Source organism: Pantoea sp. ICBG 828, from assembly GCF_002928355.1.
GTDB classification, from domain to species: domain Bacteria; phylum Pseudomonadota; class Gammaproteobacteria; order Enterobacterales; family Enterobacteriaceae; genus Pantoea; species Pantoea dispersa.
Map to the genome: position 1 here is coordinate 79,363 of NZ_POWN01000001.1, position 23,613 is coordinate 102,975.

At 59.3% G+C, this 23,613-nt stretch carries 21 protein-coding genes; 15 read left to right on the forward strand and 6 right to left on the reverse strand.

Translation table 11 applies throughout. The annotated features are described in order from the left end of the window. Nucleotides 1-41: 41 nt before the first annotated feature. From pqqB to C1Y43_RS00430, 12 genes are all read left to right on the forward strand, one after another. Nucleotides 42-968: a pyrroloquinoline quinone biosynthesis protein PqqB gene (gene pqqB, locus C1Y43_RS00375; RefSeq protein ID WP_104186593.1), complete on the forward strand. Its 927-nt coding sequence runs from the start codon at nt 42-44 to the stop codon at nt 966-968. Next, a complete protein-coding gene (gene pqqC / locus C1Y43_RS00380) occupies nt 965-1,720 on the forward strand; it encodes a pyrroloquinoline-quinone synthase PqqC (RefSeq protein ID WP_104186595.1) in 756 nt (251 codons plus the stop codon). The genes pqqB and pqqC overlap by 4 nt, the downstream gene beginning before the upstream one ends. Before the next feature lie 4 nt (nt 1,721-1,724). Beyond that, nucleotides 1,725-2,003, forward strand: coding sequence for a pyrroloquinoline quinone biosynthesis peptide chaperone PqqD (gene pqqD, locus C1Y43_RS00385; protein WP_021505975.1), 279 nt, complete (start codon nt 1,725-1,727; stop codon nt 2,001-2,003). After that, nucleotides 1,990-3,132 (forward strand): pyrroloquinoline quinone biosynthesis protein PqqE, encoded by a 1,143-nt coding sequence (gene pqqE / locus C1Y43_RS00390; RefSeq protein WP_104186597.1) that lies wholly within the window; start codon nt 1,990-1,992, stop codon nt 3,130-3,132. Before pqqD ends, pqqE begins: the two co-directional genes overlap by 14 nt. After that, the gene (gene pqqF / locus C1Y43_RS00395; protein WP_104186599.1) at nt 3,132-5,456 is read left to right on the forward strand and encodes a pyrroloquinoline quinone biosynthesis protein PqqF; all 2,325 of its coding nucleotides are present in this window, start codon (nt 3,132-3,134) and stop codon (nt 5,454-5,456) included. Before pqqE ends, pqqF begins: the two co-directional genes overlap by 1 nt. A gap of 120 nt (nt 5,457-5,576) precedes the next feature. After that, nucleotides 5,577-5,927, forward strand: a complete 351-nt coding sequence (locus C1Y43_RS00400; RefSeq protein ID WP_104186601.1) for a hypothetical protein — start codon at nt 5,577-5,579, stop codon at nt 5,925-5,927. A gap of 49 nt (nt 5,928-5,976) precedes the next feature. Next, nucleotides 5,977-7,980, forward strand: coding sequence for a protein-disulfide reductase DsbD (locus tag C1Y43_RS00405; RefSeq protein ID WP_104186602.1), 2,004 nt, complete (start codon nt 5,977-5,979; stop codon nt 7,978-7,980). Then, nucleotides 7,980-8,702: a DsbA family protein gene (locus C1Y43_RS00410; protein WP_088517198.1), complete on the forward strand. Its 723-nt coding sequence runs from the start codon at nt 7,980-7,982 to the stop codon at nt 8,700-8,702. The genes C1Y43_RS00405 and C1Y43_RS00410 overlap by 1 nt, the downstream gene beginning before the upstream one ends. Further along, complete coding sequence (locus tag C1Y43_RS00415; protein WP_104186604.1) at nt 8,699-9,202, forward strand: thioredoxin domain-containing protein; 504 nt, start codon at nt 8,699-8,701, stop codon at nt 9,200-9,202. The genes C1Y43_RS00410 and C1Y43_RS00415 overlap by 4 nt, the downstream gene beginning before the upstream one ends. A 257-nt stretch (nt 9,203-9,459) precedes the next feature. Next, nucleotides 9,460-10,296, forward strand: a complete 837-nt coding sequence (locus tag C1Y43_RS00420; protein ID WP_104186606.1) for an MBL fold metallo-hydrolase — start codon at nt 9,460-9,462, stop codon at nt 10,294-10,296. A gap of 115 nt (nt 10,297-10,411) precedes the next feature. Further along, entirely contained in the window at nt 10,412-10,834 is a 423-nt protein-coding gene (locus C1Y43_RS00425) for a DUF2231 domain-containing protein (protein ID WP_021505986.1), read from the forward strand. Then, entirely contained in the window at nt 10,831-12,126 is a 1,296-nt protein-coding gene (locus C1Y43_RS00430) for a sorbosone dehydrogenase family protein (RefSeq protein WP_021505987.1), read from the forward strand. Before C1Y43_RS00425 ends, C1Y43_RS00430 begins: the two co-directional genes overlap by 4 nt. Nucleotides 12,127-12,653: 527 nt before the next feature. On the opposite strand, the gene C1Y43_RS00440 is transcribed toward C1Y43_RS00430, so the two are convergent. Next, nucleotides 12,654-13,547 carry a LysR family transcriptional regulator gene (locus tag C1Y43_RS00440; RefSeq protein WP_058769838.1) on the reverse strand — a complete coding sequence of 298 codons (894 nt, stop codon included), beginning with the start codon at nt 13,545-13,547 and terminating at the stop codon, nt 12,654-12,656. A gap of 102 nt (nt 13,548-13,649) precedes the next feature. Between C1Y43_RS00440 and C1Y43_RS00445 the strand changes: the two genes are divergently transcribed. Continuing rightward, the gene (locus C1Y43_RS00445; protein ID WP_104186608.1) at nt 13,650-14,744 is read left to right on the forward strand and encodes an NADH:flavin oxidoreductase; all 1,095 of its coding nucleotides are present in this window, start codon (nt 13,650-13,652) and stop codon (nt 14,742-14,744) included. Between the two features lie 186 nt (nt 14,745-14,930). Here C1Y43_RS00445 and C1Y43_RS00450 read toward each other — a convergent pair whose 3' ends face one another. Further along, nucleotides 14,931-15,833 (reverse strand): ParB/Srx family N-terminal domain-containing protein, encoded by a 903-nt coding sequence (locus C1Y43_RS00450; RefSeq protein WP_104186609.1) that lies wholly within the window; start codon nt 15,831-15,833, stop codon nt 14,931-14,933. A gap of 137 nt (nt 15,834-15,970) precedes the next feature. Here C1Y43_RS00450 and C1Y43_RS00455 point away from each other — a divergent pair, with 137 nt between their 5' ends. After that, nucleotides 15,971-16,603, forward strand: coding sequence for a DapH/DapD/GlmU-related protein (locus C1Y43_RS00455; RefSeq protein WP_104186610.1), 633 nt, complete (start codon nt 15,971-15,973; stop codon nt 16,601-16,603). A gap of 3 nt (nt 16,604-16,606) precedes the next feature. On the opposite strand, the gene C1Y43_RS00460 is transcribed toward C1Y43_RS00455, so the two are convergent. From C1Y43_RS00460 to C1Y43_RS23775, 3 genes are all read right to left on the reverse strand, one after another. Next, nucleotides 16,607-17,926: an MFS transporter gene (locus C1Y43_RS00460; RefSeq protein ID WP_104186611.1), complete on the reverse strand. Its 1,320-nt coding sequence runs from the start codon at nt 17,924-17,926 to the stop codon at nt 16,607-16,609. Nucleotides 17,927-18,128: 202 nt separating this feature from the next. After that, entirely contained in the window at nt 18,129-19,097 is a 969-nt protein-coding gene (locus C1Y43_RS00465; protein ID WP_104186613.1) for a GT-D fold domain-containing glycosyltransferase, read from the reverse strand. A gap of 235 nt (nt 19,098-19,332) precedes the next feature. Continuing rightward, nucleotides 19,333-19,473 (reverse strand): hypothetical protein, encoded by a 141-nt coding sequence (locus C1Y43_RS23775; RefSeq protein ID WP_158252657.1) that lies wholly within the window; start codon nt 19,471-19,473, stop codon nt 19,333-19,335. A gap of 195 nt (nt 19,474-19,668) precedes the next feature. Between C1Y43_RS23775 and C1Y43_RS00470 the strand changes: the two genes are divergently transcribed. Beyond that, nucleotides 19,669-22,029: a membrane-bound PQQ-dependent dehydrogenase, glucose/quinate/shikimate family gene (locus C1Y43_RS00470; protein WP_104186615.1), complete on the forward strand. Its 2,361-nt coding sequence runs from the start codon at nt 19,669-19,671 to the stop codon at nt 22,027-22,029. Nucleotides 22,030-22,088: 59 nt separating this feature from the next. Here C1Y43_RS00470 and C1Y43_RS00475 read toward each other — a convergent pair whose 3' ends face one another. Then, nucleotides 22,089-23,555 carry a catalase gene (locus tag C1Y43_RS00475; RefSeq protein ID WP_104186617.1) on the reverse strand — a complete coding sequence of 489 codons (1,467 nt, stop codon included), beginning with the start codon at nt 23,553-23,555 and terminating at the stop codon, nt 22,089-22,091. Nucleotides 23,556-23,613: the final 58 nt, after the last annotated feature.

Consider the following 23,613-nt stretch of genomic DNA (forward strand, 5'->3'; position numbering starts at 1 on the left):
CGTTCGTGCGGGCATTTTCTTTTCCTGCTTCGGTCCTTCACATGTTTATTAAAGTCCTCGGTTCGGCGGCTGGCGGTGGCTTTCCGCAGTGGAACTGTAACTGCGCCAACTGCAGCGGGCTGCGTAACGGCACGCTCCAGGCGCAGGCGCGCACCCAATCCTCAATCATTGTCAGCGATAACGGTACCGACTGGGTGCTGTGCAACGCTTCGCCGGACATCAGCCAGCAAATCGCCCGGACACCGGAACTGGTGAAACACGGCGTGCTGCGCGGAACGGCGATTGGCAGCATTATTTTGACCGACAGCCAGATCGATCACACCACCGGTCTGCTGAGCCTGCGTGAGGGCTGCCCGCATCAGGTATGGTGCACGCCGGAAGTGCATGCCGACCTCACCAGCGGCTTCCCGATTTTTACCATGCTGCAGCACTGGAACGGTGGCCTGCAGCATCGTGCGCTTACGCCGCTTGAGCCGTTTCGCGTTGACGTCTGCGCCAGTCTGCAATTCACCGCCATTCCAATTCTCAGCAATGCGCCACCGTATTCGCCGTATCGCGATCGTCCGCTGCCGGGACATAACGTGGCGCTGTTTATCGAAAACACCGCCAGCGGGCAGACGCTGCTGTATGCGCCGGGCCTCGGCGAACCGGATGCGGTGATTATGCCGTGGCTGCGAAAAGCCGACTGCCTGCTGATCGACGGCACCGTGTGGCAGGATGATGAGCTGCTGACCACCGGCGTCGGCAAAAATACCGGCAAAGCCATGGGCCATCTGGCGCTGGCGGAAGAGCAGGGGCTGATGGCGCTGCTGGCCGCGCTGCCGGCCAGACGCAAAATTCTGATTCACATTAACAACACCAATCCGATTCTCAACGAGCATTCGCCGCAGCGCCAGTTCCTGACGCAGCAGGGCATTGAAGTGAGCTGGGACGGCATGGCGATTCATTTGCAGGAGTCCGCATCGTGATTATTACCGAGGCGTTGTCACCCGAAGCCTTTGAACAGGCGCTGCGTGCCAAAGGCGCGTATTACCATATTCACCATCCTTACCATATCGCGATGCACAACGGTGCCGCGACGCGCGAGCAGATTCAGGGCTGGGTGGCGAACCGTTTTTACTATCAGACCAATATTCCGCTGAAAGATGCGGCGATCATGGCCAACTGTCCGGATCCGGCAACGCGCCGTAAATGGGTACAGCGTATCCTCGATCACGACGGTTGTAACGGTGAGGAAGGCGGCATTGAAGCCTGGCTGCAGCTGGGAGAAGCGGTTGGTCTCGATCGCAAAGTCTTGCTGTCAGAGAAGCTGGTGTTGCCGGGCGTACGGTTTGCCGTTGATGCCTATGTCAACTTTGCGCGTCGCGCCAACTGGCAGGAAGCAGCGTGCAGCTCGCTCACCGAGCTGTTTGCCCCGCAGATTCATCAGTCGCGCCTCGACAGCTGGCCGCAGCACTATCCGTGGATCAAAGAGGAAGGCTATTTCTACTTCCGCAGCCGCCTGAGCCAGGCGAACCGCGATGTGGAACACGGCCTGGCGCTGGCGCTGGAAGTCTTTACCAGCGCTGAGCAGCAGAACCGTATGCTGGAGATCCTGCAGTTTAAACTCGACATTCTCTGGGCCATGCTGGATGCCATGACCATGGCATACGCACTGCAGCGTCCGCCGTACCACACGGTGACCGATCAGGTCGCCTGGCACAGTACAAGACTGGTGTAATCACATGAAAGAGACTCTGATTCCGGCGTTTCGCCGCGGCTATCGTCTGCAGTGGGAAGCCGCGCAGGACAGCCACGTGGTGCTTTACCCGGAAGGGATGGCGAAGCTGAATGAAACCGCTGCCGCCATTCTGGAACTGGTGACCGGCAAGCAGGATGTGGCGGCCATTATCGCCACGCTCAATGCGCGTTTTCCGGAGGCGGGCGGCGTCGATGATGACGTCAAAGACTTCCTGCAATCGGCCATTGAACAGAAGTGGATCCAGTGTCGTGAACCCGAATAAACCTGGCGTGAATGCGCCGCTGTGGCTGCTGGCCGAGCTGACTTATCGCTGCCCGCTGCAGTGTCCTTACTGCTCGAACCCGCTGGATTTTTCGCAGCAGGAACAGGAGCTGAGCACCGAACAGTGGATTGAGGTGTTCCGCCAGGCACGCGCCATGGGCAGCGTGCAGCTGGGCTTTTCCGGTGGTGAACCGCTGACGCGCAAAGATCTGCCGGAGCTGATTCGCGCCGCGCGCGATCTGGGTTTTTACACCAACCTGATCACCTCCGGCATTGGCCTGACGGAGAAAAAGCTCGACGCCTTCGCCGACGCCGGGCTGGATCACATCCAGATCAGTTTCCAGGCGAGTGATGAAACGCTGAACGCCGCGCTGGCCGGTTCGCAGAAGGCGTTTCAGCAGAAGCTGGCGATGGCAAAAGCGGTGAAAAAGCACGGCTACCCGATGGTGCTGAACTTCGTGCTGCACCGCCATAACATCGACCAGATCGATAAAATCATCGATCTGTGTATCGAGCTGGAGGCGGACGATGTCGAACTGGCCACCTGTCAGTTCTACGGCTGGGCGCATCTTAACCGTCAGGGATTACTGCCAACGCGCGAGCAGATTGCCCGCGCCGAAGCGGTGGTTGCGCGCTACCGTGAGCGCATGGGCAGCAGCGGTAATCTCACCAATCTGCTGTTCGTCACGCCGGATTACTACGAAGAGCGGCCCAAACCCTGTATGGGCGGCTGGGGATCGATATTTCTCAGCGTGACGCCGGAAGGTACGGCGTTACCCTGTCACAGCGCGCGCCAGCTGCCGGTGCAGTTCCCTTCAGTGCTGGAGCGGAGCCTGGAGGATATCTGGTACAACTCGTTTGGCTTCAATCGCTATCGCGGCTTCGACTGGATGCCGGAACCGTGCCGCTCATGCGATGAGAAAGAGAAAGATTTCGGCGGTTGCCGCTGCCAGGCATACATGCTGACCGGCGATGCCGACAACACCGACCCGGTGTGCAGCAAGTCGCCGCATCACGGAAAAGTTCTTGAGGCTCGCCGCGAAGCCAGCTGCAGCGATATCAAAATCGCCCAGCTGCAGTTCCGTAACCGCAGCAATTCTGAGCTGATTTTCAAACAGCGGGTCACCTGATGTGCGAACGCAGCCTGACGCTGGCTAACGGTCTGCGCTGTCATCTGTCGCACCAGCCCGACGCGCGGGAAAGCGCGGCGCTGGTGCGCGTCGGCGCAGGCAGCCTGCACGAACCCGATCGCTGGCCCGGCCTGGCGCATCTGCTGGAACATCTGCTGTTTTGCGGCAGCGCGGGCTTTACCGGCGATGAGCGCCTGATGCCGTGGCTGCAGCAACAGGGTGGTCAGGTGAATGCCACCACGCAACTCAGCCGCAGTGCCTGGTTCTTCCAGCTGCCGGCGCAGGCGCTGGCGGCGGGCGTGGCAAGGCTGGCAGATGTGCTGGCTGCGCCACTACTGACCGGTACGGCGATTACGCAGGAAGCGGCGGTCATTGAGGCAGAATTTCAGCTGCTACGGCATCATGCCGAAACGCTGAGTGAAGCAGCGCTGCTCGACGCGGCCGATGGCGCACTGCGCCGCTTTCGCGTCGGGAGTGCAGCGTGTTTTGGTGACAACGTAACGGAACTGCAGCAGGCGCTGAGGCTGTTTCATCAGCAGCATTTTGTCGCCGCCAACCAGCAGCTGTGGCTGAGCGGACCGCAATCGCTGGATGAATTACAGCAGCTGGCCGAGGCGTTTGCTGTTCGCCAGCCAGGCGGTGCGGCGCACTCATTATTGCCAGCCATTCCTGCGCCGGAGCCTGTTGAAACGCTCATCCAGCTTGCCGATGAAGAGTCATTCTGGCTTAGCCTGTTTATCACCGGCGAAGAAAACGCTTTGCGTGACAACGTCACATTGCTGGAGGCTTTCTGGCAGGATGAAGCCCCTGGCAGCCTGATGGCGCAGCTGCGCAGCGAGCAACTGTGCGCATCGCTGCAGTGCGAATGGCTGTGGCAGAGCGCCGATCATAGCTGGCTGGCGTTGCGCTTCAGTGCGCCAGCGCTGTCGGCGTCGGCAGCAAGACGCATTGAACAGCTCTTCTGGCAGCATCTGCTTGCGGTGCGCGCCGCCACGCCAGCGCAGCATGCTCACTATTTGCAACTGGCACAGCAGGATTTCGCTGTGCTGTCGCCGCTGACGCAGCTACGTGGACGGGCGCTGGGATCGGCGCCGTCAGCTGACGTTCCCGCAGATTTCACCGGTTTTATCGCCGCGCTGCCACAGGCACCGTGTACGCGGCTGCTGACGCAGCGACAGCTGTCCGCCGCGCCTTACACCACGCAGGGATTCTGTCTGCAGCGCGCGCCATGGCCACAGACTGCGGCTGGCCCGGTCACGCCGGTTAACTGGTCATTTTATCCGTGCGCTGACGCCCTGCATTTGCCGGAACTCCCGGCAAATGGCGCGCCGTTACTGCGCGCAAATCCGGTGCAGCCGCGGGAAACGCTGTTGGTGCGCCCGGCGTTTTATCACACCCTGAGTGACGAGGCGGCGTTAAGCTGGCAGCAGCAGCTGCGCCCACGGCTGGCCGCACTGCGCCATGCCGGTGGCAGCGGACGCTGGCAACAGCAGCAGGGCGTCTGGCAACTGGTGATTGATCTGCCTGACAATGCAATGCCCGCGCTGCAACAGCTGCCTGGGGTGCTGGCGGCGCTGAATGCGCCGGTGCTGCCGCAACCGCACCGCGCTGCACAAAGTATTGTGATTCGTCAGTTGCTGGAGGCGCTACCTCAGCAGCTGCTGGCCCCGGCTGCGCATCCTGCATGGCAGGCCGCCTGGTGCGGCCACAGCGAAAGCGTCAGTCAGCACGTCGCGCACGGGCTGAGCGAGGTGGTTCAGACTCAGCCTGCGCCGGCGCGCGCGGCTACACTACAGCACGGCGTCAGCGCGCTGCGCTGTGCGGCGAACGATCAGGCCTTGTTGCTGTTTATTCCGCTGCCCGCTGCCGATGATGCCAGCCTCGCGGCGCTGCGTGCGCTGGCGCTGATGTTTGAACCACGCTTCTTTCAGCGCCTGCGGGTCGGGCAACAGATTGGCTATGTGGTGTCAGCGCGCTACCAGCGCGTGGCGGATGTGGATGGACTGCAGCTGGCGCTGCAATCACCGTCCATTGGCTGGCGCACGCTGCTGCAACACTGCAAAGCGTTTTTGCGCGACATGGTGAGTGAACTCGCCGCCATCAACGATGAAACCCTGCAGGGCTGGCAGGCGACGCTACTGGCGCAGTGCCAGCCACACCAGAACGCCGACGCCGCCAGTGAGGCACTGCGAAAACAGCAGGGACTGCCGGTGCTTACGCCAGAAGCGGTCGCCGCGCTCACGTTACCCCAGCTGCAGCGGCTGCATCAACGCCTGCTGCGCGAACGCCGCCGCTGGCGCTTGCTGATTAATCAACGTAAATAATTTCTCCCTCTCTGCAGTCAGCACGATCCCGCTGGCATAAAGACAAAAGTTTACACAGCAGGGGTTGGTGTTTCTGCTGCTTTTGCATAAACTGGCCGCACTTTTCTCTGAGGCTGTGGCATGACGATATCGCCCCAACGCGCAAAATGGATTCTGGCACTGGTTTGTCTGGTGCTGGCATTTTGTCTCGTCCAGCGCAGCTTCAATCTCCCGACTCAGCCTGTCGTTAGCATTACTGCTCACAGCGCCGCCGTTGATGACGGTGCCAGCAGTGATAAACCCTGTGCGCTGGGCGCTAAGTCACTCAGCGGCAGCGCGCCGCTGCTCGATACCGCGCTGCCATTCCTCGTACTGCTGCTGGCGTTGATCGCCACGCTCTTCCAGCCCTCGTCTGCCACTGTCTGGCGGCGTGAACCGCTGTTTGTGCCGCTGCGACGGCGCCATCTCACGCTCTGCGTCTTCCGGGAATAACACTACGCGATCCACCGCGTAAACCCTGTTATTCACCGGAGAAACGATTATGACATTCCTGATCAGGAGCCTGCTGCTCCTCGTGGCGAGCTGCGCGCTGAGCGTGCAAGCCGCCGATACCGGCTGGCTGCGCAATGCGCAAAACAGCCACGCCGAAGTGCGCCTGCGCGCTGCGCCGCAGGGCGATCACCTGCAACTGCTGCTGGATATTCGCCTGCAGCCGGGCTGGAAAACCTACTGGCGCTCGCCGGGCGAAGGCGGCGTCGCGCCGGAAATCCGCTGGCAAACGCCGGATGTCAACGCCCGCTGGTCGTGGCCAGTGCCAGCGCGCTTTGACGTCAGCGGCCTCACCACGCAGGGCTACAAAGGCGACGTTACGCTGCCCATCGTGCTCGAATCTGCCCCGCTGGGCACGCTGGCCGGCACGCTGACGCTGTCCACCTGTAGCGACGTCTGCATCCTGACGGATTTTCCGTTCCAGCTCGATCTCTCGCAGCCCGCCAGTCCGGATTTTGCACGTGATTTCGCCCAGGCGATGGGGCAGATCCCGGCTGACAGCGGGCTGACCGATCAGCTTGATGCCAGCTTCGTTGATGGCACGCTGCAAATCCGGGCGCAGCGTCAGCAGGGCTGGCAGCAGCCGGAACTGTTCTTTGATTATCCACAGGGCAGCATGCTGGCGGCGCCGCAAATCAACGTGCAGGGCGAGACGCTGACTGCCCGCGTGGCGGTGACCGATGAATGGGGCGAGGCTGCGCCGGACCTGCGCGGTAAAGCGCTGTCGCTGGTTATCGCTGACGCCGGTATCGCTCAGCAAAGCCAGCTGACCCTTGGTCATCAGCCGCTGTTTTCTCCCTCCGCCGGGAACGCCACGCTGTGGTCGGTAGTGCTGCTGGCGCTGCTCGGCGGGCTGATTCTCAACCTGATGCCCTGCGTGCTGCCGGTGCTGGCGATCAAACTGAGCAGTCTGGTGCAGCAGCAGGGACAGACGCAACGCCAGACGCGTCAGCAGTTTCTCGCGTCCAGCGCCGGCATTCTGTTCTCTTTCCTGCTGCTGGCGCTGCTGATGACCGTGCTACGGCTCAGCGGTCAGGCGCTGGGCTGGGGCATTCAGTTTCAGAGCAGCGGCTTTCTGCTGGTGATGGTGTTGGTGATGTTCCTGTTCAGCGCCAGTCTGTTCGATCTGCTGCATTTCCGCCTGCCTTCCGGCCTGACTACCCGGCTGGCGACGCATGGCGGTGCCGGTCTGGCAGGGCATTTTGGCCAGGGGGCCTTTGCCACGCTGCTGGCGACACCGTGCAGCGCACCGTTTCTTGGCACCGCCGTCGCCTATGCGCTGACCGCGCCGCTGCCGCAGCTGTGGCTGCTGTTTGTCGCGCTCGGAGTCGGCATGAGTCTGCCGTGGCTGCTGGTTGCGGCGCTGCCGGGTATGGCGCGCTGCCTGCCGCGTCCGGGGCGCTGGATGCTGCATCTGCGCACGCTGCTGGGGCTGCTGATGCTGCTGGCAACGCTGTGGCTGGTGACGCTGCTGATTCCCCACTGGGGCAGCACCGTCGCCATTCTGCTGGCGGCCATCCTTATGCTGGCGCTGACGGGCTGGCTAATCGCACGCCGCGCGCTGCCGCAGGCAAGTCTGGTGTTCATTACCGTGACGCTGGCGGGCGCGCTGTTACTGCTGACGCGCCTCTCCCCGGAAGAAGAATCGCTGGTGTGGCAACCGCTGACCGAAGCCGCCATCAATCAGGCGCTGGAGCAGGATAAACGCGTATTCGTCGATGTCACCGCTGACTGGTGCATCACCTGCAAAGTGAATAAATCGCGGGTGCTGAATCAGCCTGACGTGCGTGCCGCCCTCGGCGCAGAGGATGTGGTGCTGCTGCGCGGTGACTGGACTCAACCGGATCCGGCCATCGGCGAGTTCCTGCGCCGCCGCGATCGCGTAGCGATCCCCTTTAACCAGATTTATGGTCCGGCACTGCCGCACGGCCAGATTTTATCGCCGTTATTAAGTCGTGATGCGGTGATTTCAATACTCTCTGAGGCAAAAAAATGATGAAAAAATCCCTGTTACTTTCGCTGATGTTACTGGCAGCACCCGCCCTGGCCGCCGCGCCATTTACCCCCGAGCAGGAGGCGCGCATCAAACAGCTGATTCGCGAAACCCTGGTGCAAAATCCGGCGATTCTGGCAGAAGCTGCCGACGCATTTGATAAAGAAGCCGCGCGCCAGCAGCAAAACGTGGTCGCGCAGATGGTAGAAAAAAACCGCGCGGCGCTGTTTAACGATGCCGGCTCACCGCGCATCGGTGCTAAAAAACCGGCACTGACGCTGGTCTATTTCACCGACTACAACTGCGTCTTTTGCAAAAAGTTTGAGGCGGATATCGAAAAACTGCTGCACAACTATCCGCAGGTGGCGGTGGTACTGAAGCCGCTGCCTTACCGCGCTGAAAGCTCGCTCAGTTCGGCGCGTCTGGCGCTGACGGTGTGGGAGCAGCAGCCGAATAACTTTCTTAAGCTGCATGAACGGCTGATGGCAAAGAAAGGCAACCATGATGAAGCCAGCATCGCCGCCGCGCTGGACAAAAGTGGCATCAGCCTGTCGGCGCCGAGCACCGCCAGCCTCGACACCATCAACCTCAACCTGACGCTGGCGCAGCAGCTGGGTGTGCAGGGTACGCCCGCCACGCTGGTTGGCAATCAGCTGATCAGCGGGGCAGTGCCTTACGCACAGCTGGAAGCCGCGGTAAAAGGTGCGCTGCAGGCTCAGCCATGAGCCGGGTAACGCGCTGGCTGCGTGAAGGCGTGCTGTTGGTGCTGATGGCAGCGGCGCTGCTGCTGGCCATGGACTGGCTGCGTGCACCGCAGCTGCCCGCGGATGTGGCCCGGCAGCCGCTCAGCGCGCTGCAGGGCGAGGTGAACCTGGCGACGCTGAGCCAGCAGCGGCCGGTGCTGGTTTACGTCTGGGCCAGCTGGTGTGGCGTGTGCAAACTCACCACACCGACGGTAGCCGCGCTCAGTCAGCACGGCACGCAGGTGGTCAGCGTGGCTCTGCGATCCGGCAGCGATGCGCGCGTTGCCACCTGGCTGGATAAAAAAGGAGTACGGGGATTCGCCGTCAATGATGAAAGCGGGGCGCTGGGACAGCGCTGGCAAATCAGCGCCACGCCGACATTCATCGTGCTGCATCAGGGCAAGGTGGTCAGCACCAGCAGCGGCTGGACCAGCAGCTGGGGGCTCAAGCTGCGGCTGTGGTGGGCGGCACGCGTTGCCTGATTAATCAATAACGGTAATTGACCGCGTTAAATAACCGTAGCGTGAATAACCTTGCGTTGCGGTTATTTTTTTGCTTATTAAAAATCTGCATTCAATATTTCAATGCATTGAAATTAAATGAGTAATAAATAAATTGATAAATGAATCATTCTGGTTTATTTGCAATTAGCATCATCATGGCACATATATGTTAAATCACTTTTTATTTATTCATTTAATAACGGCGCGCTCGCGCCATTTTATTTTGGGGGAGAACAATGCGAATTCATCACCTCAACTGTGGCTGCATGTGCCCGCTCGGCGGCGCGTTATTCGATGGTTTCAGCAAAGGTCCGTTTGCTGAACTGGTGTGCCACTGCTTACTGCTGGAAACTGACCGTCACGGTTTAATCCTCGTGGATACCGGTCTGGGCACGCAGGACATGCGCCATCCTGACCGCCGCCTGTCGGGCTTTTTCCGCGCGCTAAATAATATTCGCTATAACGAGCAGCTCAGCGCGCTGGCACAGATTCAGCTGCTGGGGTTTCGCCCGGAGGATGTGCGCCACATTATTCTGACCCACCTCGATTTTGACCACGCCGGCGGCATCAGTGATTTTCCGGCCGCCCGCATTCATCTGCTGCAGCGTGAACTGGATACCGTAACCCAGGCGGGCGACAGCAGCTGGCTGGCGCGTCAGCGGTTTCGCCCGCAGCAGTGGACTGCGCACGATGGCTGGCGCGGTTACACCAGCGGCGGCGAGCGCTGGTATGGCTTTGATGCGGTGAAGGCGGTCGACGATCTCAGCGATGAGATTCTGCTGGTGCCGCTGCCGGGACATACGCTGGGCCATGCGGGCGTGGCGATTCGTCATCAGGGCGGCTGGCTGCTGCATGGCGGCGACGCCTGGTTTTATCGCGGTGAAATGTACCACAGCCAGCGCCACTGTACGCCGGGCCTGCGCGCCTATCAGCGCCTGATGTGCAGTGACCGCGCCGCCTGGCACAGCAATCAGCAGCGGCTGCGTGAACTGTCACTGCAGCACGCGCAAGAGGTGCAACTGTTCTGCAGCCACGACGCGCAGGAACTGAACCAGTTCCGTCGGCACGGTTAACTTTTTGTGCGGGCTGTGCGCATGACTCTTTATCTTTACTAATATTTCTCAGGCGTGCGAAGCGATGCCTGGCCGGATCGCTCTCGCCTGGAAAAACTGTGATAGGGAGAGTGCGATGTACCATACCTCGGGACGCTCGGTTGTTGGCGTGACGCTGTTTACCCTGCTTGAGCCGTTGCCGCTGGGCTTTTTCTTTGCTGCCTGGCTGTTTGATATTATCTATCTGCAAACCTTCATCGTCATGTGGACCAAAGCCGCCAGCTGGCTGATTGCCATCGGGCTGGTGCTGGCTATTGTGCCGCGACTAATCAGCCTGATTCATTTATTCCGTGGCGCACCTGCCGCAGAGAAGACCCATTTCTGGCTGTCGCTGCTGGCAATCGTGCTGGCCATCGTCAACGCATTCATTCACAGCCGCGATGCCTATGCGGTGGTGCCGATGGGCGTGACGCTCTCCACCCTGGTGGTGGTGGTGTTGCTGATAGCGAATCTGCAGCTGGCGCTGCGCGAGCGTCGTTTACAGGGAGGTCGCCCATGAAATTTCGTGTAATGAGTGCGCTGGGAATTGCGGTACTGCTGAGCGCCTGCGACAGCGGATCGGACCTCGATCCGCAACGGCAAATCGGCCCTGATCCGCAGCTGCCGCAGGCCAAAAACTTCTTTATGCCGCCGATGCAGGTGCCGGAAGGCACCGCGTGGAAAGAGGGCGAGACACCAAAAGTGGCCGACGGCCTGAAGATCGAGAAAATCCCGGCCAGCCTGATGCACCCGCGTCAGCTGTATGTGCTGCCTAATGGCGACGTGCTGGTGGCAGAAGCCAACGGGGTGAAAAACCCGGTTACGGCACCAAAAGAATTGATCATGAGCCTGGTGCAGAAATCTTCCGGCAAAGGTGGCCCGGGCGGCAACCGCATCACGCTGCTGCGCAACGTTAACGGCAAGTGGGAACAGCACCGGTTTATCGAAAACCTCAATGCGCCGTTTGGCATGCAGCTGATTGGCAATACGCTGTATGTGGCTAACGCCGACAGCCTGGTGAAATTCCCTTACCAGACCGGCGAAACCGAAATCCGTACGCCGCCGGAAGAGGTGACGTCGCTGCCGGGCGGTGAGCTGAATCACCACTGGACCAAAGCGCTGCTCGCCAGTCCGGACGGCAGCAAACTGTACGTCGGTGTCGGCTCCAACAGTAACATCACTGAGAACGGTATCGGCGCAGAGTATGGCCGCGCGGCGGTGTGGGAAGTGGACGCCGCAACCGGTGCCAGCCGCATTTATGCCAGCGGCATCCGCAATCCTACCGGTCTGCAGTGGGAGCCGCAAAGCGGCAAGCTGTGGGCCATCGCCAACGAGCGTGACGAAATCGGTTCGGATCTGGTGCCGGATTACCTGACCTCCGTGCAGGACAAAGGTTTCTACGGCTGGCCGTACAGCTACTTTGGTCAGCACGTCGACGAGCGCGCGCAGCCGCAGCGGCCGGATCTGGTCGCGAAAGCCATCAAGCCGGACTATGCGCTGAGCTCACACGTGGCACCGCTCGGCCTGCTGTTCTATGGCGCGGATAATATGCCGCAGTACCGCGGCGGCGCGTTCATCAGTGAACACGGCAGCTGGAACCGCACGCCGCTCAACGGCTATAAAGTGATTTGGGTGAAATTTGAAAACGGCAAACCGGTCGGGCAACCGCAGACGGTGGTGTCAGGATTCCTCACCGACGATCAGAAGCAGGTACGCGGTTTGCCGGTAGGACTGGCGACGGATAATCAGGGCGGGGTGTTGATTGCCGACGATGCCGGCAACGCGATCTGGCGTATCAGCGCCGCACAGTAGGATCATCGCAGGCAATAAAAAAGGATTTGGCCAGGTCGCCAAATCCTTTTTTTATGTTCGTCACCCGGCTGGTAACCGCGCTCGGAACGGGGTGCTCAGCACTCCTCACAAAAGGAATGATAAAATGTGCAGCGAAAGATTTCAAGTTTCGCTAAAATACTGTATGGTTATACAGGTGTTGAGCGCGGCGGATGCTTATTGTTTTCTGATGACTCCAGGGGCGCGGATAGTCAAACCCCGGCAGGTTTCAGGTGGTGCTGGCCTGTGGCTTTCACAATGAGTGCCGCTCAGCGCTCCTCACAGATGTGCTTAGGCGGTCGGCGGGTAGAGTCAGGGCCCCGAAAGCTGAACAGCGCGCTCCTGTCAGAGGAGAAGGAAAGTGATGGAACTTGTTCGATTACTCCTGGACCTGGTCCGGGTGATCCTGCAAATCATCGTTGCCCTTTTGCAACTGACCGGTCAGGCGCACTGACCGGAACTTGAAATAAGGCGGAGCTCACCCCTCCGCCTTTTTTCGTACGCCCGCGTCACGCGCCGGGCCGGCTTTGCTGTTGCATCGCCTGTCTGAGCGCCGCAACAAACACGCTGACGCGCGCCGGCAGGTGGCGCGTGGTGGGAAACAGCGCCCACACGCCCAGCATCTGCGGCTGCGCGTCCTCCAGCTCCAGCGCCACCAGTTCGCCGGATGCCAGCTCTTCCCGCACATCCCATTCGGATAGCTGCGCGATGCCGCTGCCGGCCACGCACAGCGCACGCACCCCTTCGACATTGCTGCCGCTAAAGCGCCCGTCAACGCTCAGGCTGGAGAGATGACCGTCCACCATAAAACTCCACTGCACCACATTCGACAGGCGCAGACAGTGGTGTTGATGCAGCTCCGCCAGATGACGCGGCGTGCCGAAGCGTTGCAGATAGCCCGGAGCCGCACACAGCCGGCGCGGGTTGTCGGCCAGACGGTGTGCCACCAGGCGGGAATCGCGCAGCGGGGCGATGCGAATCGCGACATCAAAGCCCAGCCCGACAATGTCCGTGACATCGTCGCTGAGCTGAAACTCAACGCGCAGCCCGGGGTTTTGCTCCATCAGTGACGGCAGCAGTGGAATGATGGTGCGGCGGCCAAACCCCGTAGGCGCGGTGATGCGCAGCTGGCCGGTGGCCCCCTGTTTATCGGGCGCGAACAGGTTGCGTGCGCTCTGTTCGGTCTCGGCCAGCGTTCTGGCATAGGGAAGAAACTCTTCGCCTTCATCGGTAAGGGCAATGGCGCGCGTGGTGCGATGCAGCAGCCGTACGCCGAGATCCTCCTCCAGTGAGGCCAGCCGGCGCGACACGGTCATAGTAGTGGTGCCGAGCCGCCGCGCCGCCTGCGTCAGGCTGCGGGTTTGCGACACCATCAGAAAAACATCAATATCCCGGGAGTTCATTGTAACGGTTTCCGTTAAGCAGACGTATCATAATCGGTCATTTTTGCCACAATAGCGACTCACTATAATGGCTCCTGATGATAATTTACCTCAGAGCGCCAAATGTCCGACAAACACCTGTTTCAGAGCAGTACGCTTAACCACCTCGATTTAACCAATCGCCTGATGGTGGCACCGATGACGCGCATTTCCGCCAGTGTGGATGGGGTCCCGGGCGAGCGTATGCAGCAGTACTACACGCGTTTTGCCCGCGGTGGCTTTGGCGCGATAATCACCGAAGGTCTCTACATCGATGAAGCCTGGTCACAGACTTACGCTTTTCAGGCCGGGCTGGTCAATCGCCAGCAGATCGCCGGCTGGCGGGCCATCACCAACAGCGTGCACCAGCACGGCAGCAAAATCATTGCACAGCTGATGCACGCCGGTGCGATATCGCAGGGCAATATTTACCGGCGCGATACGCTGGCGCCTTCGGCGATCCCGCCACGTGGCGAACAACTGCGGTTTTACCATGGCCACGGCGCTTATCCGTTGCCGCGCGCCATGAGTGATGAACAGATTGAGCAGGTGATTGACGCCTTTGCTGACAGCGCGGCGCGCGCCATTGAGGCAGCCGGTTTTGACGGCATTGAAATTCACGCGGCCAACGGTTATCTGCTCGATCAGTTCTTTACCGATTACACCAACCAGCGCAGCGACCGCTGGGGCGGCGATATTATCGCAAGACTGACGCTGACGCGGGAGGTGATCGCCGCGGTGCGGCAGCGCATCGGTGCCAACGTCACGCTGGGCGTGCGGATTTCTCAGGGAAAAGTGAATGATTTTACGCATAAATGGCAGGAGGGCGCTGCCGGAGCGCGCCAGGTGTTTGCGCTGCTGGCCGACTCAGGTATCGATTATCTGCACCTGACCGAGCATGATGCGTTGCAGCCAGCGTTCGCGGACGCGGCAGAGTCGCTGCTGCAGCTGGCGCGCCAGGCTGCGCCACAGTTGCCGGTGGTGATCAACGGATCGCTGTCAGATGCCGAACGCGCCGGCATGGCGTTGTATCAGGGCGCAGATTATGTGGCGCTGGGCAAAAGCGCGCTGGCCAATCCGGACTGGCCACTGCGCGTTCGCCACGGCCAGCCGCTGCGCGCCTTCGATCAAAACCTGCTGGCACCGTCCGCGGATGTTAAAAACAGCGAGCTGGTGTAACCGCCGTTTTCGGTTGCCATCCATGGCGACCCTGCCACAACGGCTCAAAACGCATGCCCGCGCACCAGCAGCATTGGTGTGGGGTTTTGTCGGGTGCGTATTGCTGCGCACCAGCCGCAATAGTGTGTAATTTTGTAGGGTGCGCATTGATGCGCACCTGGATAAACCCAACACTACCCAGCCCGCTTAACGTTTAAACGCCCAGCTCAGCTTACCGTTATCGGCGCTTAACTTGTTCAGCGCCTTCTGGTTCACCGCGTCTCTGGCACCGAGCGCCTGCGCCGTCAGCGGACCATTATCACTCTGCGCAATCACCGTGTCCTTCGGCACGCTCACCATCTTCTCCGCCACCTTTTTCACCGCTGCGGCGTAGCCGTCGCGGTCGCGCAGGTTGAACTCTTTCAGCGGCAGTTCCCGGCTCAGCCACTGTCCCCAGAAGAATTCCAGGAACGGCGGCGGGTTGTCTGGCTTATCGAAGCCGATATCGCGCACAAAGTAGATCAGCGAACGATACTCATCATCCTGCATATGCTGGCGACCCAGCTCCTGCGGCAGCGCTTCGGGGGCGATTTTACCGTTTGGCGTCTCCAGCCACACCAGATGTGCCGCCGCCATTTTCTGCCAGAAAGCAGCCTGGCTTTTCAGCGGGCGGAAATCATCGGTAATGCGCACCTGCACCGGCGTTGACAGGCCGGCTATGTCAGCAAAGTTGCTGAACGTATGGTGGCCATCAGTCAGGTACAGTTGATTATCCGGGCCGATCACCGCGGTTTTCATCGGGCCAGGCTCGCTGCCGACCGGCGCCTTACAGCTGAAACTGGCCGGATCGCGCAGGGTGGAGCGCGGCGTGAAACTTTTCACCCCTTTTTGTCCCATGCTTTCGCAATAGTCATCGAACAGCTTTTCCGGATCGGCCTGATAACGATGCTGCTTGTAATCCAGCTGGCGATAACCAATGGCGGCCTGAGTGGGATGCAGCTGCGCCAGTTCGACCTGCACAATTTCTCCGGCTTTGATGTCGGGCGGCAGGGCGGCAAAGGCGGGGGCGGTACTGAATAGCAAGGCTAATAACGGCAGGGACGCTTTCATTCCATTTTCTCCTGAAGATCTCCCGGTGGAGCAACACGATAGCATTCCTGTCATCTTCCCGCTCTAGTGTTGTGGCTCGCGGTTGCGTTGAGGCAACCACTTATCCAGACATCTGACCACAACGGAGTACCTGCTTTATGATTTCTGCCACACAGCATCCCGCTAAACTGCAACACACCGCGATCGATCCCAGCGTCCGTCTGCGCGACACGCAGATTGGCCAGCAGTGTGAAATTCTGGCGCACAGTTATCTGGAATACAGCGAACTGGGTGATTTTTCCTACCTTGGGGAACACTGCTGCGTGGCGGATACGCAGATTGGCCGCTTCACGGCCATCGCCAATCAGGTGCGTATCGGGGCACCGAATCATCCGATGGATCGCGCCTCACAGCATCGCTTCACCTACTGCCCGGAGTATTACGACAGCCACGCGCAGCGCGATGCCGGTTTCTTCGCCGGACGCCGTGCCGATCGGGTGATCATTGGTCACGATGTGTGGATCGGTCACGGCGTGATTGTCCTGCCTGGCGTGACGGTCGGTGACGGCGCCGTGCTGGCGGCCGGGGCGGTGGTGAGTAAAGATGTGCCGCCTTACACCATTGTCGGAGGTGTGCCGGCGAAACCGATTCGCGCCCGTTTCAGCGCTGACATCGCAGCGCAGCTGCAGGCGATTGCCTGGTGGAACTGGCCGCTGGAGAAGCTGATGGCGCACCTGGCGGATTTTCAGTCGCCGGATATCGCCGCCTTCTGCCAGCGGCACGGGCGATAACCCTTACACAGCCTGCTGCGCGGCGGCTGGCGGCGCATCGGCTTGCAGGCGTTTCTCCGGCTGCAGCAGCGTCATGGCCAGCATGCTGCCAAAGGCGATACAGGCGGTGACGGTAAACATGGCGTTATAACCGTAGTACTGCGCCAGCCAGCCGCACAGCATCGGTGAAATGATCGACGCGAGGTTGGCGATGGCCAGCGTCATGCCGCTGAAGGTGCCGACCGATGCCTTCGGCGTCACGTCAATCACGACCGACCAGTAGACGTTATTCACCAGCGCATTGAGCGCGTTGCCGAGCGTCATCAGCGCGATAATCCCGGCAGCAGATCCGACCCAGGGAATGGCCATAAAGCAGCAGGCGGTGGCGCACAGCGTCACGGCGGCAAACAGGTTGCGCGCCAGCCGCAGATTGTTAAAGCGCGCCAGCAGGCGATCGGCGATGCGCCCGCCCAGCAGCACCGTCAGGCAGGCACCGCTCCACGGGATCATCGCCACATACCACAGCGAGTGCAGGTCATAGTGGAAATTATCCTGCAGATATTTCGGCAGCCAGGTCACCAGGGTAAAGGTGATGTAGAGGAAACTGAAATAGCCCAGCGCGTTGCACACCAGCGTGCGGCTGGTGAAGAAGCGCCACCACGGCAGCGCGCCTTCGTCCTGCGGCTGCTGGCGTTGCCCGGCAATGATCAGCTGACGCTCGACGGCATTGGCACGGGGATGCTGCTGTGGCGTATCAGTAAAGTGGCGGGCAAACAGCAGCATCGCCAGCAGTGAAAACGCGCCGAGCAGCATAAACATCATGCGCCAGTCGTTGGTGAGCAGCAGCAGTCCGACGGCAATCGGTGCGGTCAGCAGCGAGCCCAACTGGGTGCTCAGCAGGCCAATTCCCAGCGCGAAACCGCGTTCGTTATCCGGTGCCCAGTGGGCGATGGTTTTGTTCATCAACGCGTAGGCCGGCCCTTCGCTGAAGCCAAACAGCACGCGCAGTGCAGCAAACCCCATGATCGCCGAGCCGCCAAACAGCGCCATGCCCAGCTCTCCGGCCCAGGCGGTGGCGATCTCCAGCAGCGACCACAGAATGCCAGCCATCAGCCAGACCTTTTTGGTGCCCAGCCGGTCGGCAAGGAAGCCGCCGCACAGCGACCCGAACAGATAGCCAAAGCCAAAGTAGCCCAGCACGGCACCGAGTTGCACTTTACTGAAGTGAAATTCCTGCGAGATGGCGTTGGCGGCGAACGACAGCGCACCGCGGTCGATGTAGTTAATCAGTGCGATGAGAAACAGCAGCGAGAAAATGGTGTAGCGGGTTGAGGACGCTTTCATCATGCGACTCCTGAAAATGAACACAGGAATCATTAAGCAAAGGTAATGCCAGATTGCTAAGGCTGCTAACTAATTAGTGTCCGCCATGGCATAAGTGCCCGCGCCGCCGCAGTCGAAACCATCGCGCTGGCTAATAAATACTCGCTATCTGAGCGTGCTGCACCAAACCGATCGCCGGCACGATCGGTTACGGTGCGCTGCATCACACTATCGGCTGCGTGACCACTGCGGCACTGCGCAGTGGCTCCTGACCTAAGCCAACGTGCAGCAGAATCTGGCTGCGGTAATGCGCATCCGCTTCATGCTGCTCGTCACTCTGTAATAAACCGACCTCATTCACATTTTTCCCCGCGACCTGCACCTTGGTGCGTGCCGCGCTGCGCATCCACTCATACTCAATATCGATATGGCCGGTATCAATGCAGCGAATACCGTGCTGACTGAGGTCGTAAGCCAGCACGGTTGCCGTCGGGCCAAGGGAGATCAATACCATGTCGAACTCGCGCGCGTGCGCCAGCACATTACTGTATAGCTCGTTATAAACCGAAAACGCGTTACGGTTGAGGGTGGTAATGCGCCGGATCTGCCGGGCACCTTCGAGCAGATCGTTACCGAGACCAAGGCGCGTGCCGCTACCCTCAACAATCAGAATTTTTTTATCGTGAAACAGCTGTTTAAATTTGGCAAAAATACGTGCCGCCGGCTGTTTATCTTTATAATCATGATAAGGTCGCGTTACCGACGTATTACCATAGCGATAGCCTTTCTTTAATAAATGCTCATAGTGGCGAAAGAAAAACGCTTTATGAAAAAACCAGAAAAGCGCTGAGCCAAAACGCATATTCCCGGTGCCGCGAAAGGCATCAGGCATACACAGCAGACAGCGATTATCGCTCTGCGTGCCACGGCGCATGATCTCTTTCAGGCGAATGGAAAGGCGTTCATCAAAAGACTGAAAGCCAATATTCTTAAATAGCGTCATTTCCAGTTCCCCATCCCCATAGCGGCACACTGAGAGCCGGTCATCGCTGAGCAGCAGATCGATGGTCTGTTCTGCTGACAGGACCTGGTATTGCCGGGCGTGCGCATTGGCCACGGGAAATTTAATGGCAGCATGTGTGAGTTTAAATGGAAAACGTAATTTGCGATAAAAAGCGTCTGCGCTGATCATAATAACCTTCTTTTTATAAGCGGCTTTGCCGCAGAGCAGTCAGATAATATATATCACCGATTAATTTGGCAGACAGGCTAAGGAAACTCTCAAAATAATAAATACGCTATTTCATTTATCAATGTCACCGCGCCGGAAAGACGCTATTTTTAGGGCAAAGCGCAGCGTTGCCTGCTTTTTTACCATCAGGTTCTGACATGACCAGGACAAATCGCATTTGTACGCCACTAATCAATTAAATAATTTCACCAGAAATACGTACGCCGACAAATTGCAGGCTGCCCGGCAGCACGCCTGTCGCGCCCTTCGTCATATCGCACGCTGCGTTATCAAAAAATGCGGATTTTCCTGATGATTGATTAATTTCCTCCAACAAAATTGAAACGTGATTTCACTCACACTACGAGCGAAGCGGGGCGCAGCATGAAGGAGCAGAGCTACATTGATAAGCGGCACTAACGACACGCCGCCAGGCAGATTTTTAACTAACGGTTACGTAAGTTAAGATTTTGTTGAGTTTATGTGTCTTTAGTTTGGGGTGGTTAATAATGATGAGCGTTGAGGGATTCGCATGATAAACAAACTGACCAGTCTCGTGCTGGCGATTCTGGGTGTTGCGCTGCTCTATATGGGCGGCAAGCTGCTGATGATGGGCGGCAGCGCATTTTACGCATTGATGGCGGTGGGATTACTGATCACCGCCATTTTACTGTTCCGCAATCAGCGCAGCGCGCTGACCCTGTATGCGGTGCTGATGTGGATCACGCTGGCATGGATGATCTGGGAAGTCGGCTTCGACAAGTGGCAGTGGATCCCGCGCGGCGATCTGTTTGGCGTGATCGGCCTGTGGCTGGCGATGCCGTGGGTGGTCAAACCGCTGTATCAGGGACAGCGTCGCTTCCACGGCCTACTCGGCAGCACGGTGGCCATCATGATTGTACTGGTGATTGGATTGTGCTTTTACGATCCGCTGCCGCAGGCCGGCACCATCACCAATGCGCGTGAACAAAACAGCGAGCAGGGCGCGAGCGCTGACTGGACCGCCTACGGCGGTACCGCCGACGGCCTGCGTTTCTCCGCCCTGAATCAGATCACCAAAGAGAACGTGCGCAATCTCGAAGTGGCCTGGACCTATCACACCGGCGATCTGCGTCAGGATAACGATGCCACCGAATACACCTTCGAAGCCACGCCGCTGAAAGCCAACGGCATGCTCTATTTCTGTACGCCGCACAATGAGGTCCACGCGCTTGATCCGCAGAGTGGTGCAGTGAAGTGGAAATACACGCCGGCGAAAGATCGTTCTTATCTGCAGCAGCATCAGACCTGCCGTGGCGTCAGCTATTACGCGGGCGCACCGGTTGCCGCACAGGACACGGCCGCGACGCCGGCGATGTGCCGCAAGCGCATCTTTAACGCCACCACTGACGCCCGGCTGATTGCGCTGGATGCCGACAGCGGCAAACCATGCGCCGATTTTGGCAACAACGGAGTGGTGGATCTGCATGCCAATATGGGTGAGGTTCGTCCACACGCGCTGATGCAGACCGCCGCGCCGCTGGTCGCGGGCAATCTGGTGATTGTCGGCGGCTCGGTTATGGATAACGGCTTCAACAGCGGTAACCCCTCTGGCGTAATTCGCGCCTATGATGTGCAAAGTGGTCGTCTGGTGTGGAACTTTGATCCGGCTAATCCACAGAATACCGCGCCGATAGCTGCTGGCCAGACCTATCCGCAGGATACGCCGGTGGCCTGGGGTACGCTGAGCGCCGACCTGAAAAACGGCCTGGTGTATGTGCCATTTGGCAACGCCTCGCCGGATGAACTGGGCATTGAGCGTGATGCCAGTAGCAACACTGAAAAATTCCGTGATGCGTTAGTGGCGCTCGATCTGCAGACCGGTGCATTCAAATGGCGCTATCAGAGCTCCCATCACGATCTGTGGGACCGCGATAATCCGTCACAGCCGTCGCTGGTCGATATCGATTATCAGGGCCAGAAACAGCCGGTGGTGATCCTGCCGACCAAAACCGGCAACCTGTTTGTGCTCAATCGCCTGACCGGCCAGCCGGTTTATCCGGTTAACGACGTGAAGGTTTCGACGGAAGGCGGCGTGCCGGGCGAGAAATTCGCCGCCACCCAGCCGGTATCCAGTCTGAACTTTATTCCGCAGCCGCTGACTGAGAAGTCAATGTGGGGCATCACACCGTTTGATCAAATGGCCTGCCGTATGGATTTCCGTAGCCTGCGCTATGACGGCAATCCGTGGACGCCAGCCACAGAAGGCGGCTCGCTGGTGTTCCCGGGCAATATCGGGGTGTTTAACTGGGGATCGGTGGCGGTTGATCCGCAGCGTCAGATGCTGATTGCCGCACCGGTTCGCCTCGCCTACAAATACAACCTGATCAAGCGTACGCCCGCCACGGCGACGGAGCGCCTGTTCACCAAAGATGGCCAGCCTTACTGGAACGAAAACTTCCACGGTGATTACGCCATCCACATCCAGCAGCTGGCCTCCGGTCTCGGCATTCCGTGCATTGCACCGCCGTGGGGCCGCATGGTCGGCGTGGATTTGAAAACCGGCAAAACCGAATGGCTGCGTCGCGTTGGCACCACGAAAAACCTGAAAACCAGCTTCCTGCCGGGCCGCTTCCCGATTGGCTTCCCGATGGGCATGGTGGCGCACGGCGGGCCACTGCTGACGGCCGGCGATCTGGTGTTCCACGGTGCGACCGCAGATAACTTCATTCGCGCCTATGACAGCACCACCGGCGAACTGCTGTGGCAGCAGGAGCTTAGCGCCGGCGCACAGGCGACACCATCCACTTACATGGGCAGCGACGGTAAGCAGTACGTGGTGATTGCCGCAGGCGGTCACGGTTCGCTCGGCACCAAAGCCGGCGACAGCGTGGTGGCGTTCCGTCTGAAATAATCCTGTCGATGCAAAAAAGGCGCCCGCGGGCGCCTTTTTTATATTTATAAATCAGCGCATTAACGCTTGGCGCGCTCGGTTTGTACCCGCTGGGCAATGCGATCGCCAATCGTCTGGTCGATGTTGCGCCAGTACTCAAACGCGCGCGACAGCACCGGCTCCTCCACGCCGTTGAGCAGATGACCGCTGACGTTATTCACCAGACGATCACGTGCCGCCTCATCCAGCACTTTATTGACCAGCGTATTGGCCTGGCCAAAGTCATCATCATCCTGACGCAGCGTGTAGGGTGCGCGCACCATGTTGCCGTGCGCTTCCCAGGTGGAATCCGTCGGGTAGCGCTCGCCGTCCGCCACCGGACCGCCTTTCGAGTTCGGCGCATAAACCGGATCGCTGACCGGATTGATGCGCATCGCGCCATCCTTGCTGTAGCTGTGCACCGGTGCCTGCGGGGCGTTAACCGGAATCTGCTTGTAGTTAACGCCAAGACGGGCGCGGTGGGCATCGGCATAGGCAAACACCCTGCCAATCAGCATCTTATCCGGGCTCAGCCCGATGCCGGGCACCAGGTTGTTTGGTTCAAACGCCGCCTGTTCAATCTGCGCATGGTTGTCGGTCGGGTTGCGGTTCAGCATCAGTTTGCCGACTTTAATCAGCGGATAATCGCTGTGTGGCCATACTTTAGTCAGATCAAACGGGTTGAAGCGGTAGGTTTCCGCCTCGGCAAACGGCATGATCTGCATGTACAGCGTCCAGCTGGGGAAATCACCATTTTTGATGGCGCTGAACAGATCGCGCGTATGGTAATCGCCGTCCTGGCCGGCCAGCAGATCGGCGTTATCCTGCGTCAGGAACTCCACACCCTGATCGGTTTTGAAGTGGTATTTAACCCAGAATTTTTCCCCGGCGGCGTTAACCCACATATAGGTGTGACTGGAGTAACCGTTCATGTGGCGCCAGCTTTTCGGAATGCCGCGGTCGCCCATCAGCCAGGTCACCTGGTGCGCCGACTCTGGCGACAGCGTCCAGAAATCCCACTGCATATCGTTATCGCGCAGATTGTTGTCGGCACGGCGCTTCTGCGAACGGATAAAGTGCTGGAACTTCATCGGGTCACGAATAAAGAACACCGGCGTGTTATTGCCCACCATGTCGTAGTTGCCTTCGCTGGTGTAAAACTTGATCGCGAAGCCGCGCGGATCGCGCCAGGTGTCCGGGCTGCCGCGCTCGCCGGCCACGGTGGAGAAGCGCATCACCACATCGGTTTTGGTGCCGGGCTGAAATACCGCCGCTTTGGTGTAACGGCTGACATCTTCTGTCACCTGAAAATAGCCAAATGCACCGCTGCCTTTGGCGTGCGGCTGACGCTCTGGAATACGTTCGCGGTTGAAGTTAGCCATCTGCTCAATCAGGTAGTGATCGTGCAGCATCAGCGGGCCGTCAGGACCGACGGACAAAGAATGTTCGTCGCTGGCTACCGGAATGCCAGCATCCGTGGTGGTCGGCTTGCGATCGTCATTGCTCATAATATCTCCAGCTTTTGTAAGGATAATCCAACCACTAAGCGTAGCAGCGAGGCGCAGG

Coding starts and splice junctions, on each gene's coding strand:
- pqqB (WP_104186593.1), top strand. CDS start 42: ATGTTTATTAAAGTCCTCGGTTCGGCGGCTGGCGGTGGCTTTCCGCAG.
- C1Y43_RS00430 (WP_021505987.1), top strand. CDS start 10,831: ATGAAATTTCGTGTAATGAGTGCGCTGGGAATTGCGGTACTGCTGAGC.
- C1Y43_RS00405 (WP_104186602.1), top strand. CDS start 5,977: ATGACATTCCTGATCAGGAGCCTGCTGCTCCTCGTGGCGAGCTGCGCG.
- C1Y43_RS00455 (WP_104186610.1), top strand. CDS start 15,971: ATGATTTCTGCCACACAGCATCCCGCTAAACTGCAACACACCGCGATC.
- pqqF (WP_104186599.1), top strand. CDS start 3,132: ATGTGCGAACGCAGCCTGACGCTGGCTAACGGTCTGCGCTGTCATCTG.
- C1Y43_RS00475 (WP_104186617.1), bottom strand. CDS start 23,555: ATGAGCAATGACGATCGCAAGCCGACCACCACGGATGCTGGCATTCCG.
- C1Y43_RS00440 (WP_058769838.1), bottom strand. CDS start 13,547: ATGAACTCCCGGGATATTGATGTTTTTCTGATGGTGTCGCAAACCCGC.
- C1Y43_RS00450 (WP_104186609.1), bottom strand. CDS start 15,833: ATGAAAGCGTCCCTGCCGTTATTAGCCTTGCTATTCAGTACCGCCCCC.
- C1Y43_RS00465 (WP_104186613.1), bottom strand. CDS start 19,097: ATGATCAGCGCAGACGCTTTTTATCGCAAATTACGTTTTCCATTTAAA.
- C1Y43_RS00410 (WP_088517198.1), top strand. CDS start 7,980: ATGAAAAAATCCCTGTTACTTTCGCTGATGTTACTGGCAGCACCCGCC.
- C1Y43_RS00425 (WP_021505986.1), top strand. CDS start 10,412: ATGTACCATACCTCGGGACGCTCGGTTGTTGGCGTGACGCTGTTTACC.
- C1Y43_RS00400 (WP_104186601.1), top strand. CDS start 5,577: ATGACGATATCGCCCCAACGCGCAAAATGGATTCTGGCACTGGTTTGT.
- C1Y43_RS00415 (WP_104186604.1), top strand. CDS start 8,699: ATGAGCCGGGTAACGCGCTGGCTGCGTGAAGGCGTGCTGTTGGTGCTG.
- C1Y43_RS00460 (WP_104186611.1), bottom strand. CDS start 17,926: ATGAAAGCGTCCTCAACCCGCTACACCATTTTCTCGCTGCTGTTTCTC.
- C1Y43_RS00470 (WP_104186615.1), top strand. CDS start 19,669: ATGATAAACAAACTGACCAGTCTCGTGCTGGCGATTCTGGGTGTTGCG.
- C1Y43_RS00445 (WP_104186608.1), top strand. CDS start 13,650: ATGTCCGACAAACACCTGTTTCAGAGCAGTACGCTTAACCACCTCGAT.
- C1Y43_RS00420 (WP_104186606.1), top strand. CDS start 9,460: ATGCGAATTCATCACCTCAACTGTGGCTGCATGTGCCCGCTCGGCGGC.
- pqqD (WP_021505975.1), top strand. CDS start 1,725: ATGAAAGAGACTCTGATTCCGGCGTTTCGCCGCGGCTATCGTCTGCAG.